The organism is Gilvimarinus japonicus, from assembly GCF_042847215.1.
GTDB classification, from domain to species: Bacteria; Pseudomonadota; Gammaproteobacteria; order Pseudomonadales; family Cellvibrionaceae; genus Gilvimarinus; species Gilvimarinus japonicus.
This window is the reverse complement of the sequence record NZ_AP031500.1, coordinates 3,771,190-3,785,800: the sequence shown is the minus strand read 5'-3', so window position 1 is coordinate 3,785,800 and position 14,611 is coordinate 3,771,190. Positions and strand designations below refer to the sequence as shown.

12 protein-coding genes are annotated in these 14,611 nt (G+C 54.8%); 7 read left to right on the top strand and 5 right to left on the bottom strand.

Annotation, left to right across the window (positions count from 1 at the left end; genetic code table 11):
- Window positions 1–39 precede the first annotated feature (39 nt).
- Window positions 40–1,869 carry a hypothetical protein gene (locus tag ACGHAD_RS16065; RefSeq protein WP_382414797.1) on the top strand — a complete coding sequence of 610 codons (1,830 nt, stop codon included), beginning with the start codon at window positions 40–42 and terminating at the stop codon, window positions 1,867–1,869.
- Window positions 1,870–1,909: 40 nt separating this feature from the next.
- Here ACGHAD_RS16065 and serA read toward each other — a convergent pair whose 3' ends face one another.
- From serA to ACGHAD_RS16050, 3 genes are all read right to left on the bottom strand, one after another.
- Window positions 1,910–3,139 carry a phosphoglycerate dehydrogenase gene (serA, locus tag ACGHAD_RS16060; RefSeq protein WP_339616778.1) on the bottom strand — a complete coding sequence of 410 codons (1,230 nt, stop codon included), beginning with the start codon at window positions 3,137–3,139 and terminating at the stop codon, window positions 1,910–1,912.
- A gap of 139 nt (window positions 3,140–3,278) precedes the next feature.
- Entirely contained in the window at window positions 3,279–3,989 is a 711-nt protein-coding gene (gene tsaA / locus ACGHAD_RS16055) for a tRNA (N6-threonylcarbamoyladenosine(37)-N6)-methyltransferase TrmO (RefSeq protein ID WP_382414800.1), read from the bottom strand.
- A gap of 53 nt (window positions 3,990–4,042) precedes the next feature.
- A complete protein-coding gene (locus tag ACGHAD_RS16050) occupies window positions 4,043–6,370 on the bottom strand; it encodes a methyl-accepting chemotaxis protein (RefSeq protein ID WP_382414802.1) in 2,328 nt (775 codons plus the stop codon).
- 237 nt (window positions 6,371–6,607) lie between these two features.
- Between ACGHAD_RS16050 and ACGHAD_RS16045 the strand changes: the two genes are divergently transcribed.
- Window positions 6,608–7,237, top strand: coding sequence for a DUF922 domain-containing protein (locus ACGHAD_RS16045; protein WP_382414804.1), 630 nt, complete (start codon window positions 6,608–6,610; stop codon window positions 7,235–7,237).
- Window positions 7,238–7,304: 67 nt separating this feature from the next.
- Here ACGHAD_RS16045 and ACGHAD_RS16040 read toward each other — a convergent pair whose 3' ends face one another.
- Both ACGHAD_RS16040 and ACGHAD_RS16035 read right to left on the bottom strand, forming a co-directional pair.
- Entirely contained in the window at window positions 7,305–9,098 is a 1,794-nt protein-coding gene (locus tag ACGHAD_RS16040; RefSeq protein ID WP_382414806.1) for a glycoside hydrolase family 2 protein, read from the bottom strand.
- A gap of 168 nt (window positions 9,099–9,266) precedes the next feature.
- The gene (locus ACGHAD_RS16035; protein ID WP_382414808.1) at window positions 9,267–9,650 is read right to left on the bottom strand and encodes an STAS/SEC14 domain-containing protein; all 384 of its coding nucleotides are present in this window, start codon (window positions 9,648–9,650) and stop codon (window positions 9,267–9,269) included.
- A 243-nt stretch (window positions 9,651–9,893) separates the two neighbouring features.
- Between ACGHAD_RS16035 and ACGHAD_RS16030 the strand changes: the two genes are divergently transcribed.
- From ACGHAD_RS16030 to ACGHAD_RS16010, 5 genes are all read left to right on the top strand, one after another.
- Window positions 9,894–10,229 carry a metalloregulator ArsR/SmtB family transcription factor gene (locus tag ACGHAD_RS16030; protein ID WP_382414810.1) on the top strand — a complete coding sequence of 112 codons (336 nt, stop codon included), beginning with the start codon at window positions 9,894–9,896 and terminating at the stop codon, window positions 10,227–10,229.
- A gap of 81 nt (window positions 10,230–10,310) precedes the next feature.
- A complete protein-coding gene (locus ACGHAD_RS16025; protein ID WP_041521697.1) occupies window positions 10,311–10,790 on the top strand; it encodes an arsenate reductase ArsC in 480 nt (159 codons plus the stop codon).
- Entirely contained in the window at window positions 10,790–11,494 is a 705-nt protein-coding gene (arsH, locus tag ACGHAD_RS16020; RefSeq protein ID WP_382414903.1) for an arsenical resistance protein ArsH, read from the top strand. Before ACGHAD_RS16025 ends, arsH begins: the two co-directional genes overlap by 1 nt.
- 9 nt (window positions 11,495–11,503) lie before the next feature.
- Window positions 11,504–12,514, top strand: a complete 1,011-nt coding sequence (arsB, locus tag ACGHAD_RS16015; protein WP_382414812.1) for an ACR3 family arsenite efflux transporter — start codon at window positions 11,504–11,506, stop codon at window positions 12,512–12,514.
- 366 nt (window positions 12,515–12,880) lie between these two features.
- A complete protein-coding gene (locus ACGHAD_RS16010; protein ID WP_339616786.1) occupies window positions 12,881–14,575 on the top strand; it encodes a hypothetical protein in 1,695 nt (564 codons plus the stop codon).
- Window positions 14,576–14,611 lie beyond the last annotated feature (36 nt).

The following is a 14,611-nucleotide window of genomic DNA, read 5'->3' as shown; positions in this document are numbered from 1 at the left end:
CTATACTCTTAAAATCTAACAATAGAATCTGAGAGTTTTATGGCTGATAACAGCACGTTAGTGCTTATATTGGCGCAGTTCCTCGCCGTTGTTGTGGTTGCCGCGGTCTTTTTGGGGCTGATGCTATGGCGAGTTCGCCAGCGCTACCGGCGGCTGTTGAGCGTCTATGCCAGCTTAAAACATCAGGCCGGTCACGAGCATGACGCGCACGAGCAACCTCACCCAGACGATGGCGCCGCACCGGTAAAGAGTATCGATTGGCCCAGCTTGGAAGCCGACTCCCTCGAGCGCTACAAAAAATTCTCCGAGAAAAGTTTAGGCGACTACGCCGCCGACGATCCTTTTAGCGCGCGCATCGCCTCTATCCGTTATCACTATCTGCAAGCCGAGCGCCAAGCCGAGGCGCAAGCCACCGAGCACGGGCGCTGGCAGCTTATCGAAAAAGCCCTCTCGAAACTTGTGAGCGATGTTGTCAGTAGCGGCAAGTCGCTCGAGGCGCACGACCCGGACAAAGTCTCACTGCTGCGCGAACGCATGAAAACCCTGCAGCATGTCGAGCAAGACAACGCCGAGCTGCGCGGACAAAACCAGCGCTATGGTGCTGAGCTTAAAAAGCTGCGTCAGTACTATCGGCGGTATCGTGCATTAATGGCCGATGCCGGGGGCCCCAAGGTGGCCGAGAGTGCCGAGGCGCAAGCTCGTGCTAAAGCGCGCAATATCACGGCGGCCCACGACGAGCAACGCCAAGTGGTCGATGAAATGCACGATCATATTAACCGTGAGCCCCATAAAACCGTTTATAAAAATCGCGACGGTGTACACGAGAGTGTTGATGAACTGCGCACTGGCGTACAGGACTACGATAAAAGTTTGGCGCAGTTGCACGAGTCGCTACACAAACACACCGAGCTCGACAAGCTTACGGTGATTGATAGCTTGCGCAGTAATAATCATCGCCAGCGCAACACCATTGCCAGTTTGCACCACGAGCTAAGCGAACTGCGCCATTCGCTTGATAGCGAGTCCGGCGATAAAAAGGGCCAGACGGACGCGCTGGAGCGCATGTTGAGCGAGTGTGAAAACTGTATTGCGACACTCGAGAGCGAAGTGGCTTACTTACAAGAGGCGTTAGATAACAGCGCCACCGCTCCGGTGGCAGAGCCAAGTGCGCCGCCCGAGCCCACCAACGCGCTGGCGGAAACCTTGCTGGCGTTTTCGCTTGCTGTGGTTGAAAAGAACAGCCCCGACGACGTGTTAATGTTGGTGGCCGATACCTTGGTGCAATTAAACCTACCTTATTTGGCGGCGGTGGTGTTTGAGGGTGAAGCGGCTTTCTCCGGCTCGGCCAACCTCGATAACCCGACTCTGCGACAAAAGCTAACAGATATTGCCGATGTGCAACTGCAAGAGCACAGTGCCGAGGGATTGTTTTTTGCGCGCCCGTGTTTGCAGGTGTTTATCCCCGAGCAGGCCCTGGCGGATGTCGAGCTGCAGGAGTTGATACGGGTGTTGGATGTGATGCACTCATTGGTTATGTTGCAGCTAGAGCAACACACGGCGCTCGAGCGGCTGACGGAGCATCACCTCGAGGTCGTACAACTCGGGCAAAAAATACGCGCTGGCGTGACCAATATTGATATTCAATACGCCTATCAAACTGAAGAGGTAAAGCGTATTACCGGCAATTTGGTGGTGGAGATAAAGCAACTTTTGTTGGGCTTGGATACCGACGAAGAAATGCGTGACGTGTTTAGCAATGTCATCAATGAAGCGCAGCAACGGTTTGATTTACTGCACGAGGCGGGCTCGATTATCGATAATGAGTTTACTCGCTTGTCGGACTCGCTGGATGAATTAGAACAGCAGTGACACCGCGAGGCGTCACTGCTTACTCTTTAAGGCCGCTACTTTAAAACAACACGCGACAGCGAATAGTGCCCTCAATGTTACGCAATTGCTCTAGTGCCGTCTCGCTGTAAGGCGAGTGAACATCCAACACCACATAACCTACCGTCTCGTTGGTTTGCAAGTACTGCGACGAGATGTTGATGTCGTTATCCGAGAACACGCGGTTAATAGCAGACAGTACACCCGGGACGTTGGCGTGCACGTGCAGCAAACGGTGCGCGTCTGGGTGCTCGGGCAGTGCCACCTCGGGAAAGTTGACCGAGCTGGTGGTGGTACCGTTGTCTGAATATTTAACCAGTTTCTCGGCCACTTCTACGCCGATATTCTCTTGCGCCTCGACGGTGGAGCCGCCAATGTGCGGGGTGAGAATCACGTTGTCCAAACCGCGCAGCGGGCTGACAAATTCGTCATCGTTACCTTTGGGCTCAACCGGAAACACATCGATAGCCGCACCGGCAATGTGCTTGTTTTTAACGGCGGTGGCGAGCGAGTCGATATCGATGACCGTGCCGCGCGAGGCGTTAATTAAGTAGGCGCCTTTTTTCATTAGGCCCAGCTCGCGCTCGCCAATCATGTTTTTGGTGGCGCCGGTTTCGGGTACGTGTAAGCTGACAATATCGGCGGTTTGCAGCAGTTCATCCAGCGAGCGAACCTGGCTGGCGTTGCCCAGCGGCAACTTGGTCACCACGTCGTAAAACTTCACCTTCATGCCCAGTGATTCGGCCAGCACACTGGTTTGGCTGCCGATGGAGCCGTAGCCAATTAAGCCTAGGGTTTTGCCGCGAATCTCGTAAGAGCCAAGCGCCGATTTTAACCAGCCGCCGCGATGGCAAACGATGTTTTTCTCGGGGATGCCGCGCAGCATCAAAATCGCCTCGGCGATCACCAGCTCGGCCACCGAGCGGGTGTTGGAGAAAGGCGCGTTAAACACCGCAACGCCGTGCTCCTGTGCCGCCTGTAAATCCACCTGATTGGTGCCGATACAAAAGCAACCGGCGGCGATCAGCTTGGGGGCGTTATCAAACACGCGGCGGGTCAGTTGGGTGCGCGAGCGCAGGCCGACAAAGTGAGCGTCTTTGATCTTCTCGATCAGCTCGTCCTCTGACAGTGCGGTTTTCAGGTATTCGATGTTTTCGTAGCCTGCCGCGTGCAGCGTTTCGACGGCGGACTGGTGCACGCCCTCTAGTAGTAAGAACTTGATTTTGCTCTTATCCAGTGACTTCTTGCCCATAAAACAAAGACCTCAACTCGCGCGTTGTCAGAGAATGAAAAGTGGGGGGTAGGTTGTTCTGGCCGGCGCCGCCGTCAGAGCCGCGAATGATAGCATAAATAGCCCGCTGGGCCAGCGGCTAAGGCGCAATCTGGGCGCGTTAGCGCGGGCGAATATCGCTTACTTCGATGGCAAAGGCGTTATTCAGCGAGTGGTAGTGCCACTGCACATCAAGGTCGAACAGGGCCATGGCGTAGCGGCGCGACGGATCTGGGGTTTGGTATTGCGGCCGTGGGTCTTGCGCCAGCAGTTGGATGAGCAGTGCGGCCAGCGGCGTGTTTAACCGCTGGCTGTGCTGTTGGCACTGGGCAGTGGCGTTTGCGCTAAAGGTTACCTCGAGCGTGGCCGGGGCCTCGGGCGCGACTGGGTTGACGGCGTTGGGCAGTGAGTCGGTATAGGGCACGTAAGGCTTAACGTCCACAATGGGGGTGCCGTCCAGCAAGTCGTGGCCGCTGATGGCCAGTGTTGCTGTGGCGCCAGTGACGATCACCTGATCGAGTTTAACCACCGACAAACCGATGGGGTTGGGTCGCACCGGCGAGCGGGTGGCAAATACCCCGAGGGTTTTATTGCCGCCCAAGCGCGGCGGGCGCACCCGCGGGCGAAACCCACTGGCGCGGTTGGCGTGAAATACAAACTGCAGCCACAGGTGCGAGCAGCCCGCCAGCCCGACAAACGCTTGGGCGTCGTTGTAGGGCGGGTGAAACTCAAGGGTGGCGCTCGCCGCTGGCACTAAGCCGCTTTGGCGGGGAATGCCAAACTTGTCGGTAAAGCAGGAGCGGACCACGGCGATAGGTTCAAACTCAAACATGGTGCATATCTATTGGCTGGTAAAGCCGCCATAGTACCCGATTGCCGCGCGCCTTACAGACTGATCTGCCGGGTGGAGTCCAGCGTTTGGTGGGCTAGGGTGCTTTGATCGTTCGCGCTCTCGGCCAAGCGGGCAATGGATGCGTCGGCGTGTTCGACCATCGCCATGGCGCCAGCGAGGGTATCGCGCATGTGTTGCGCCCGCCGGCACTCTTGCTCCGAGCGCGCCGCGGCGTTGGCAATGACGGTCTCGAGCCGCACGACGGTTTGCTCGATGCTTGCCAGCGACTGCTCGGCAGCGCTGGACGACTCTACGCAGCGCACCGCACCGGCTTGCTCGGCGGCGAGCCCCGCGGCGGTAGAGCCGACCGTGTCGCGCAAGCGATCAATTAACTGTTGGATCTCGCCGGTGGCGTCATGGGTGTTGGCCGATAATCGGCGTACCTCATCGGCCACCACAGCAAAACCACGGCCGTGCTCGCCAGCGCGGGCGGCCTCGATGGCGGCGTTTAATGCGAGCAGGTTGGTTTGCTCCGCGACCCCTTTAATGGTGTCTACCACGGCGACTATATCGTCGGCGGCGTGGGTCAGCGCCTGCATGCTGTTATCGGATCGTGCAATTTGCTTTTGCAAACCGCCAATTTGCACGGCCACCTCGGCCATTTGTTGTTTGCCCTCATGGGCGACTTTGTTGGCCTGTTGCACCTCTGTGGTGGTGCTGCCAAGCTCTTTGCTCATGGCTTCCAGCGCCTCTTGTACTTGCGTTAGTGCCGTGTCGACGCTGCTCATCTCTCGCCGCTGGTTAATGGCATCGCTGCGGCAGCTGGCGCTTATGGCAGCGTTGCTCCCGGCGGTGTGGGCCGACTGCTCGGTGGCCTCGATAACATTGGCAAAAGTGCCGCGTAGGGTGCTAAACAGGGTGTTAAGGCTGCGGCCAATGTCGCCGACTTCGTCGCTGCGGTGGCTGGCAAACTGTGCGGCTAAATTGCGTTTGGCGGCGGCGGATTCAATCTCCTGCGCTAGGCGCGCCAAAGGTCTGCCTAAATAGCGGGCGTAAGCCACGGCCGCCACCATGGCTAAAGCGATTAAGACAATCGCAGCCACGGCGATACTCAGGATAACCTGCGTGCGCAAATGCCCCAGCGCGGCAAATACCTCGGCGGGATTTTGCTGCACGATAAGCGCGTAATCTTGTCCGCCAATCGCGACCGGCTGCCAGGCGCTGTAGACCTTGTGGTTGAGGTAGTCCTGAGCAAAGCCCACGCCAGAATCCCCGGCCAGTGCTTGGCGTACCGGGTGACTGTCCAGCTTCAGCCAGCCGGCGGCGCTGCCGGTATCTTGGGCGCGTGCGGGGTGTTGTAATCGGCCGGTACCGGCGAGCGCGCGCAACAAGGTATGGGTGCCTTCGGCCGGCGGGCGCAAATCGGTAAGCAGTGTACCGTCGGGTCCAGCTAGATAGACATCGCCAGTGTCACCCAGGCCCATTTCGCGCCAATCTTGGTTATTGCTCAGCAGCGCGCTTAGCTGACGGGCGGGAACTTCAGCAATTAAATAGCCGGTTGCCCGCTCTGGGCTGTGGGCTTGGTGGTAAACGCTAACGCCTAGGTAAAATACCTGATCACCGCCATTAAAGGCGGCGTGTTCAAAACCCGAAATCGCAAGTTCTTGGGGGTGTTGTTTTAGTGTCTGGCTCACTGCTGCCAGTTGTGAGCTTTGGAAGGGGCCGCGCGTTAGCGAGGTGCCAAGCTCCGGCCCTTTACTCACAGAATAAATAACTCGTTGGCGGCCGCTGTCTACCAGTAATAAATCGCTAAAGCCAAAACGTTCGACGATATCGCGAAAACTTGAATGATATTTGCGGTGTTGTTGTCCATAAATGGTAGCGTCCGAGCGATCTTCCATCGCGGCAAGTTGATCGGGCCAGCCCGGGTTGGTTTGCAGGTAGTAATGTTGTAAAAGCTGCGCCTCAAAGCTCATGCTGGCGAGCCACTCGGCAACGGGCGGCTTAACGTCACTTTGGCGGTGTACGCGGGGTAGGTATTGTTGTTGGTACCATGTGTTTAGGTCAGCGGCTAAAGCGTCTTTATCGACAGTGCCCACTTCGTAGCGGAAAGAGTCAAACGGGCGGACAAAACCGTATACCGCATCCTGTGTCATGCGGCCGTGGGCGAGTGAGCTTAGCAGGTCGCGGTAGCTGTCAAGTTTGGCATCAATGGCGGCGGCACGGCCGCGTGCTACGGCGTGAAATTGATTTTTTAAGCTGGTCTCGATGGCGCTGCTGGATTCTTTTAGCGCTAGCCAACCGGTTGTCCCCGCCGAGCCTATGACGGCAATGGCGGTTAGGGCGATGGCGCCAAGAGTAAGCCGTGTGGAAATTTTCACAGTAGTGCCTCCGGTGATTGAGGCAACAACATAAGTTTGAGTTGTGACATTTTTGTGACTAAATGGCGCCTATTTTGTTATTTACTTGTCGCGGTGACAGCCGTTTGGCACTGTTAGTTGGGCGGGAGTTTGAGCCTCAATAAGCGACAAGATAATGGCGTCATTTGTGGCGTTTTGTATACTGAGCACGAAGGTGATGATGCGCGTTATTACGATAAATGTGAGAGGAAGAAGGTAATGTTGGATTGGGTTCGTTACGCCTGTGTTGGGTGTTTATGCGTTAGCACAGCTGCCTTGGCCGAGGTGAGTGAGATTATCGACTATACCTATTACGAACTGGACGAGGCGGGTGCCAGCCAACCCTTAAAAGAGCAGCTCGATGCCGCGACGCCTATCCAGCGCGATGGGCGTAAGCTCCACGGCGATACTCGCTGGAATCTTGATTGGAGCTTTAGCACCGAAGCGCTAGAGGATAAAACCTGCAAAATCAGCGATATTGATATTAATTTAGACGCGTTGATTCGGCTGCCGGAGCTGGGCTACGAGGATGCCGAGCGGCAGGCGGAATTTAACCGCTACGCCGAGGCGTTACAGCGCCACCAAATTGGTCATTACATTATTGCGATTCAGGCGGCCAATAAAATTGATGTGCGCTTAACCTATATGGAGCCCGCCGAGAGTTGTGACGTGGCGCGTACACAGGCCGAGGCCATGGCAGTCGCCATTGAGAAAGAGCACCGTGAAAAAGAAATCGCCTTTGACAAGCAAACTCGCTTTGGCGCCGAGCAAGGGGTCAGTTTTGCCGAGCCCAAGGCTGCGCCGGATGGCGCCTCTCCACAGGGTGATGCGGCTCAGTTAGAGGACTAAGCCCGAGATAAAAAAGCCGCACGGATTACTCGGTGCGGCTTTTTAGCGTTGCTGTGTTGATGATTAATTAATGTTGTTGGTAGTACTCGTTAAGAATATACCAGGCTTGTTTTTTAACACCCTTATCAGATACCAAACCTTTGCGGTTCCAAAAATCCTGAATGTTGGTGAGTGGCCGGCGCGGAGAGCGAAAGTCTTTTAAAATCCACGGCGTCATGCCCCGCAAAAAACTCATATTGTCGATCATTGTTAAGTTGTGGCGGTACACGTCGGCTTGATATTCCTCACTCCAGCGCTGCTCGGCATCGGCGTGGTAACCGGCTAAGGCGCCGCCGCCAAACTCACTCATAATGACTGGCTTATTGTAGTCCGAGTGCCATTTAATACCGGCGCACTCGGCAGGCTTTTTGCCGTACCAGCCGCAGTAGTTATTAATGCCGATAACATCGACTACCTCCGATAACGGATCGTCAATATGCTTGCCTTTATCGGTTTCGCTGGAGGTATCGAGCGCGGCGGTAATCAACCGGGTATCGTCAAGCTCGCGAGCTTTGTTGGCAAGCTTAGTGATAAAGCCCAGGCGCGCCTCGGATTTTGGGGTTTCGTTGGCCATCGACCACAAAATCACCGAAGCACGGTTTTTATCGCGGCTAATCATCTCGGTGAGTTGATTTTCGGCGTTGGCGTACACGTCGTCGCGCTCAAACAGTACCGTCCAATACACCGGAATCTCAGACCACACCAGTAGCCCCATCTCGTCGGCCATACGTACCATGTGCTCGTTGTGCGGGTAGTGGGCTAAGCGCACAAAGTTAACGCCTAAATCTTTGGCCATGGTTAGCAGTTGGCGGGCGTCCTCTTTGCTCCAGGCGCGGCCAGGGTGTAGCGCAGACTCTTCGTGAATGCTGATGCCTTTCAGAAAAATTGGCTCGCCGTTTAGCAAAATATCCTCGTCTTTTACCGCAATTTGGCGAAAGCCGATACGATCGCTAATAGTGCGATCGTTATAGCGGATGTTAACCTCATAAAGCGTAGGCTCAGCCGTGCTCCAAAGGTTTGGCTTGGCTTTAATGCTAAAGCTCTGGCGGGGCTCGTCGCTAAATTTTAACGTGTGCTTAATATCCAGCGCTGGAATCTCAAGGGTGACTTTGGCGTTTTTATCACCCGTGCCGAGTTCAATCCAGCCGGTAATGGTGCGGTTATCGTCGTCTGCTAAATGAATCGTGTAATCGCTAATATATTGCTTGGGTAGCGTGAGCAGTTTGACGGAGCGGGTCAGGCCACCGTAGTTCCACCAGTCGGTATTAACCGTGGGTACTTGCTCGCGTTCGCGGCGGTTATCGACTTTGACGATGACAAAATTATCGCCGTCTTTTACAGCGCCGGTTACGTCAAACTCAAAGGGAGTAAAGCCGCCAATATGAGTGCCGACTTTTTCGCCGTTAACATACACTACCGCCTCATAGTTGGCGGCGCCAAAGTGCAGAATATAGCGCTCGTTGCGAGATTTATCGAGGCTAAAATCCCGCTGGTACCAAACGGTGCCCTCGTAAAAAAATAGCTCGTCTTGTTGCGTGTTCCAGTCGCCCGGTACGTTAAGCGTGGCGGCACTGGCAAAGTCGTATTCAATTAAATCACTGGGGTGTTTTACTTGGGCGTTTTTAAAATAACCGTCGCGGGTGTGCTCTTGGTAACGGTGATTGTAAAAACCGTTCTCGTAAGGGTCGACAATATAATGCCACGGGCCGTCGAGGTCGATGTGGGCGTGAGCGTCGCTGTTTTGTATAAGGTTGCCAGCGTAGCTGCTAGAACAAAATATAATAGCGGCGAACGTTAGGCCGCGGGTAAGGATTGATAACATGGCGTTGTCCCTGATGGTGTTGTTATGTCGTTGTTGCGCGTTCAGGTGTGCTGGCTTGTGGCTGGGCGCCAGTCATTTTGTCTAGGCATTGTAGAAAGCGCCCGTGGGGCGCTCAATGGAGAAATTGTAAGTAAGTGAAAAGTTGCGGCACCTAAATGGCCTTGAGTTTTAGTCGCGATCCTGACTGAGCCAGGCAAGCGCTTTGGCCGGGTCGTCAAAGTCTTCCATCTCGCCGGCGATAAACCAGCTGCCTACTTTGCCGGCGACATCGGCCCAGCGCTGATCGCCGACAATCGCAACGCGTTTAAACGCTTTGCGGTGTTTGGCGCCCAATATGAAGTCATCCCACGCGGCGCGCAGCTCCCAGCCCTCTAGCTCACGGATATCCACATAAGCCACCAGCTCGGGGTCTTCGAGCCCCTCCAGAGCATTGTCTAGTAACGGTGTAATTTTTTGGTAGTCTTCGTGGGTGAGTTTGCCCGAGACCTTCAGCGATAAGAAAAAGTCGTTATCGATACGCTCAATACCGATTTGCAAACCGTGTCGTTTCATCGTGCGCTCCTTAGTGTTTGGTGCAAGGCGCCTCGGCCACTTCGGCGCAACCTCGTGGCAATGGCTGCTGCACTGCTTTCGCTTCCTGCTGTCGGGCACGAGTCCAAAGCGTTGCGCGGTTAGGCGCCATTAAGGCTGAAATTTTGCGTGCGCTCACAGTATAGTCACTTTGTCAGGTTGCGGCACAGGGTTGTACATATGAAAAACCATATGTAGTATGGTGGTCAGATTGGTGAGGTATAAATGAATCCGGTAGCGTTTTATAAGTGTTTGGCCGAGCCGACTCGGTTGCAGTGCCTGCTGTTAATCGAGCAGTTGGGCGAACTGTGCGTCTGCGAGCTGACCACGGCCACTAACTTGAGCCAGCCAAAAGTATCGCGGCATTTGGCGCAGTTGCGCGAGTGCGGTTTGCTGCTAAGCACTAAGAGGGGCCAGTGGGTCTATTATCGGCTGGTGCCCACGCTGCCCCAATGGATTAAACAGGTCTTGGCGCAAACGTTAGCGGGCAATACCGCCTGGCTACAAGAGCCGTTATCACGCTTAAAGAATATGCCTGATCGGCCGCCGTGTTGTCCTTAACGCCATGGCTCGGTCTCGTCTTTTAGGTCTCATTATTTTTAACTGTTTATATATGAAATTCCATATGTTTAGGAGCAAAGCATGAAGATCTTGTTTGTCTGTACCCACAACGCCTGCCGCAGTGTGCTGGCAGAGGTTGTCGCCCGCGATTTAGGTAACGGCCGAATTCAAAGCGCCAGCGCCGGCAGTGCGCCTGCCGGGCGTATTCACCCGCTTACGCTTAATTTTTTACGGGGCAAAGGAGTCGCCACCGATGGGCTGAGCAGCCAGGGCATGGACGAGTTTGAGAGCTTTGCGCCAGACTTGGTGATTACCGTGTGTGATCGCGCGGCGGGCGAGTCGTGCCCGCTGTGGATGGGCGATACCGCCAAAGCCCACTGGGGCTTGCCTGACCCTTCACACACCGAGGGCGGCCCGGTTGCCGTGGCCACCGCTTTTGATAATGTCTACCAACTGATTAGCAAGCGAGTTGAAAAGATGCTGGCCGAGCCGCTGGAGTCCATGTCGCCTGACGAGTTGCAGAGCCTGGCTAACCGCGTGGCGGAGCAGGTGCCGGCATGATGAGTGATTTACCCAATATTGACCCAGAGGCGTTTGCCGCTATCGAGGCGGTTCGTTTGGGTAACCCGGATGCGCGAGCGCCCAAGATTTTATTGCTCTACGGCTCGTTGCGCGAGCGCTCTTACAGTCGCTTAGTGGTCGAGGAGGCCGAGCGCTTGCTTAAGGCCTACGGCGCCGAAACGCGTATTTTTAACCCGGCGGGCTTACCGCTGCCCGATGGCGCCGAGGCCGATCACCCCAAGGTGGTCGAGCTGCGCGAGCTGGCCAGTTGGTGCGATGGCATGGTGTGGTGTTCACCCGAGCGGCACGGCTCTATGAGTGGCATTATGAAAGCGCAAATCGATTGGATTCCGCTCAGTATTGGCGCGGTGCGCCCCACCCAGGGTAAAACCTTGGCGGTGATGCAGGTGTGTGGGGGCTCGCAGTCGTTTAATGCGGTCAATCAGTTGCGCGTGCTGGGCCGCTGGATGCGCATGTTGACCATCCCCAATCAGTCATCGGTGGCTAAAGCCTTTTTAGAGTTCGACGAGGACGGCCGCATGAAGCCGTCGTCTTACTATCAACGTATTGTCGACGTGGTTGAAGAGTTGATGAAGTTTACTTATCTGGTACAGGGGCGGGAGTCGTACTTAGTCGACCGCTATTCCGAGCGGGTAGAGTCGGCGGCTGAGTTGAGCGCCCGGGTCAATCAAAAAAACCTTTAGGAGCTTGTTATGGGTGCGTTTGAGCGGTGGTTATCGTTATGGGTGGGGCTGGCGATTGTTGCGGGTGTTGCCCTTGGCAGTGTCATGCCCGATGTGTTTGCCCAGGTAGCCGGTTGGGAGTGGGCCGGGGTAAACATACCCGTGGCCGTGCTGATTTGGCTGATGATTTACCCCATGATGGCGCAGGTGGATTTTGCCTCAATTAAGCAGGTGGGGGCTAACCCTCGGGGGCTCGCGCTCACGCTGTTAATCAACTGGGCGATTAAGCCTTTTACCATGGCCGCCCTGGGGGTGCTGTTTTTTAAATACATTTTTGTCCCGTGGGTAGATCCGGCCACAGCTGAAGAATACATCGCCGGTATGATCTTATTAGGCGTGGCGCCCTGTACCGCCATGGTGTTTATCTGGAGTCAGTTAACCCGCGGCAACGCCAATTACACCTTGGTACAGGTGTCGGTTAACGACCTGATTATGGTGGTGGCCTTTGCGCCCATTGCTGGTTTGCTGTTGGGGGTGACCGACATCGAGGTGCCCTGGCAAACGCTGCTGGCCTCTGTGGTGCTCTATGTATTGCTGCCGCTGCTGGCGGGTATCATTACTCGCTACGGTATGTTTAAGCAAAACGCCGCCGGGCTCGAGCAGTTTTTGCTCCGGGTCAAGCCACTGTCGATTTTGGGTTTAATTGCCACGGTGGTTTTACTGTTTGGTTTTCAGGCGCCGCGCATTCTGGCGCAACCAATGGCTATTGTGATGATCGCCATTCCGCTATTGATTCAAACCTACGGCATTTTTGCCCTGGCGTATTGGTGGGCCAAGCGCTGGCGTTTGAGTCACGACATCGCCGCACCCGCTTGTATGATTGCTACCTCTAACTTTTTTGAGTTGGCCGTGGCGGTGGCGATCTCGCTGTTTGGCTTACATTCGGGCGCAGCGCTCGCCACGGTGGTGGGGGTGTTGGTCGAGGTGCCGGTCATGTTGTCGCTGGTGGCTATTGCCAATCGTACACGCCACTGGTTTTAGAGTCTCGTTAGCAAAAGTGGTTAAGCCTTGAGCAATTTAATCGCTCTTATTTTACAGTAAGAGCGATTAAGTTTGCGGTGGGTTAGTAGCCGCCAACCCCCAGCGCCTTTGTATTAATATTGCGCGCGCCCTCCTCATTGCCCTGAAATAAAACCTTCACAATCCTGTCACGCAACATTCATAAAACTCGTCAACTATAGGCGCCACATGAGCACTGAGCTCGGATTTGGCCTGCCACGATGTGTGTGCCTTTTCAGTCAGTCATGTCAGTCCGTTATGGAAACGAGCTACGAATTTATCTGGCGTTAACAGGGGTTAGCGCCAGGCATACTTTGACAAACAATCCTTTGGGGAGCGTTGGAACTTATGAAGATCAAGACTCTGGTAAGCGTGAATGCACTGGCCGCTATGCTGGTTGCCTGTGGTGGCGGTGACATTAACCTGAATCCGTCGAGCAATGTAATTGACTCGAACAACACCACCAATAATATTACCAACGGTGGTGACAGCGGCGAAGTTCCAGATACCAACCCTTGTGCTTCTTACGAAAAAGATGGTCAAAGCCGTCAAGGTTCATTCGATGGTAGCAATTGTGTTTACGGCCCAACGTTTGTTAGTGACACAAACCCGCTGACCGTTGATTTGCTGATTCCCGCTCTGGAAAGCGGCATTCACATTTTTGAAGACAGCCTGTGGATTGGCGAAGACGTCGACAGCAGCGAAGCCGCCACCGGTGTGCGCATTCCGCAAGAAGGCGAAGGCTCTGAGTTGTCCATCGAAGCCGGCGCTAAAATCGCGTTCTCAGCCTCTACCGACTATGTCCGTATCGCCCGCGGCTCTACCATCGTTGCTGACGGTACGGCCGATGCTCCTATCATCTTCTCTGCGGTTACCGACTTACGTGATGGCGCAGCCACCGAGTCTGACCGCGGTTTGTGGGGCGGTGTGCAAATTAACGGTAACGGTATTACCAACAAGTGTACCGATGAGCAGCGCGCTGCGACCGACAACAATGTACACAGCTGTAATATTACGGCAGAGGGTCGTCCGGCTTCTTACGGTGGTAACAACAACGCCGAAAATTCTGGCATTTTGCGTTACGTGCAAATCAAACACGCCGGCTTTGAAGTGGTTGACGGCTCTGAGCTGAACGGCCTGACTTTGAACGCTGTAGGTTCTGGTACCACCATCGAATACGTACAAACTTACACCACACAAGACGATGGTTTTGAAATGTTTGGTGGTGCGGTTGATCTGAAAAACGTTGTTGCCACGAACGTGGGTGATGACTCGATCGACTTCTCTGAAGGTTGGGTCGGCAACGTACAGTTTGCGCTGGTTACCCACACTTCTGGCTCAAACCGTTGTATCGAAGCGGATAACACCGGTGGTGATCGTGCGGATGATCTGGAGCCTTTCACGAAAGGCCGCATTTCTAACATGACCTGTATCACCTCAAACGTAGATGAAGGTGAAGGTGATGACCCGTCCTCTAAAGGCGACTCAGAAGGTCCACTGTTCCGCGAAGGTGCACACTTTGAGTTGTACAACTCAATCGTAACCTCTAACGCCTCTGGTATGTCTTCTAACGAATGTTTTGAGTTGGATGACTCTGAAGGTCCGCAAACAATTTGGGCCGCTACCGAAGGCTGGTCTGTGGTTCACAGCACTTTGATTGCTTGTACTGAATCGACCAAAGCCGGTGTCGACCCTGCCAATGGCGCTTTCGATGTGGATAACTGGTTAGCCTCTGCCCCCAACAGCAATAACGTGGTGCTGGATGAAAACACTACCGGTGTATTGCCTGCCTCTGTGATCGACGGTTTAGACAGCAACCCACGCGCTTACATCACCGCCGCAAGCTTTACTGACGGCAATGGCGCCACTATCGATGTGCCTGTGTATGACGTCACCATGCTGGAAAACAACTTTGCAGCTGGTGCAGCGCCCGCTGTAGGTAGCGCTGGTACCAGCAACTTCTTTGAAGCGGTTGACTTCATCGGTGCGGTGAGTGCGAGCGACAACTGGGTAGCCGGCTGGACCGTAGGTTTGGATCAGTAAGCTGCAGGTTGAATCGAACGGCTAAGGCGCCTCTTA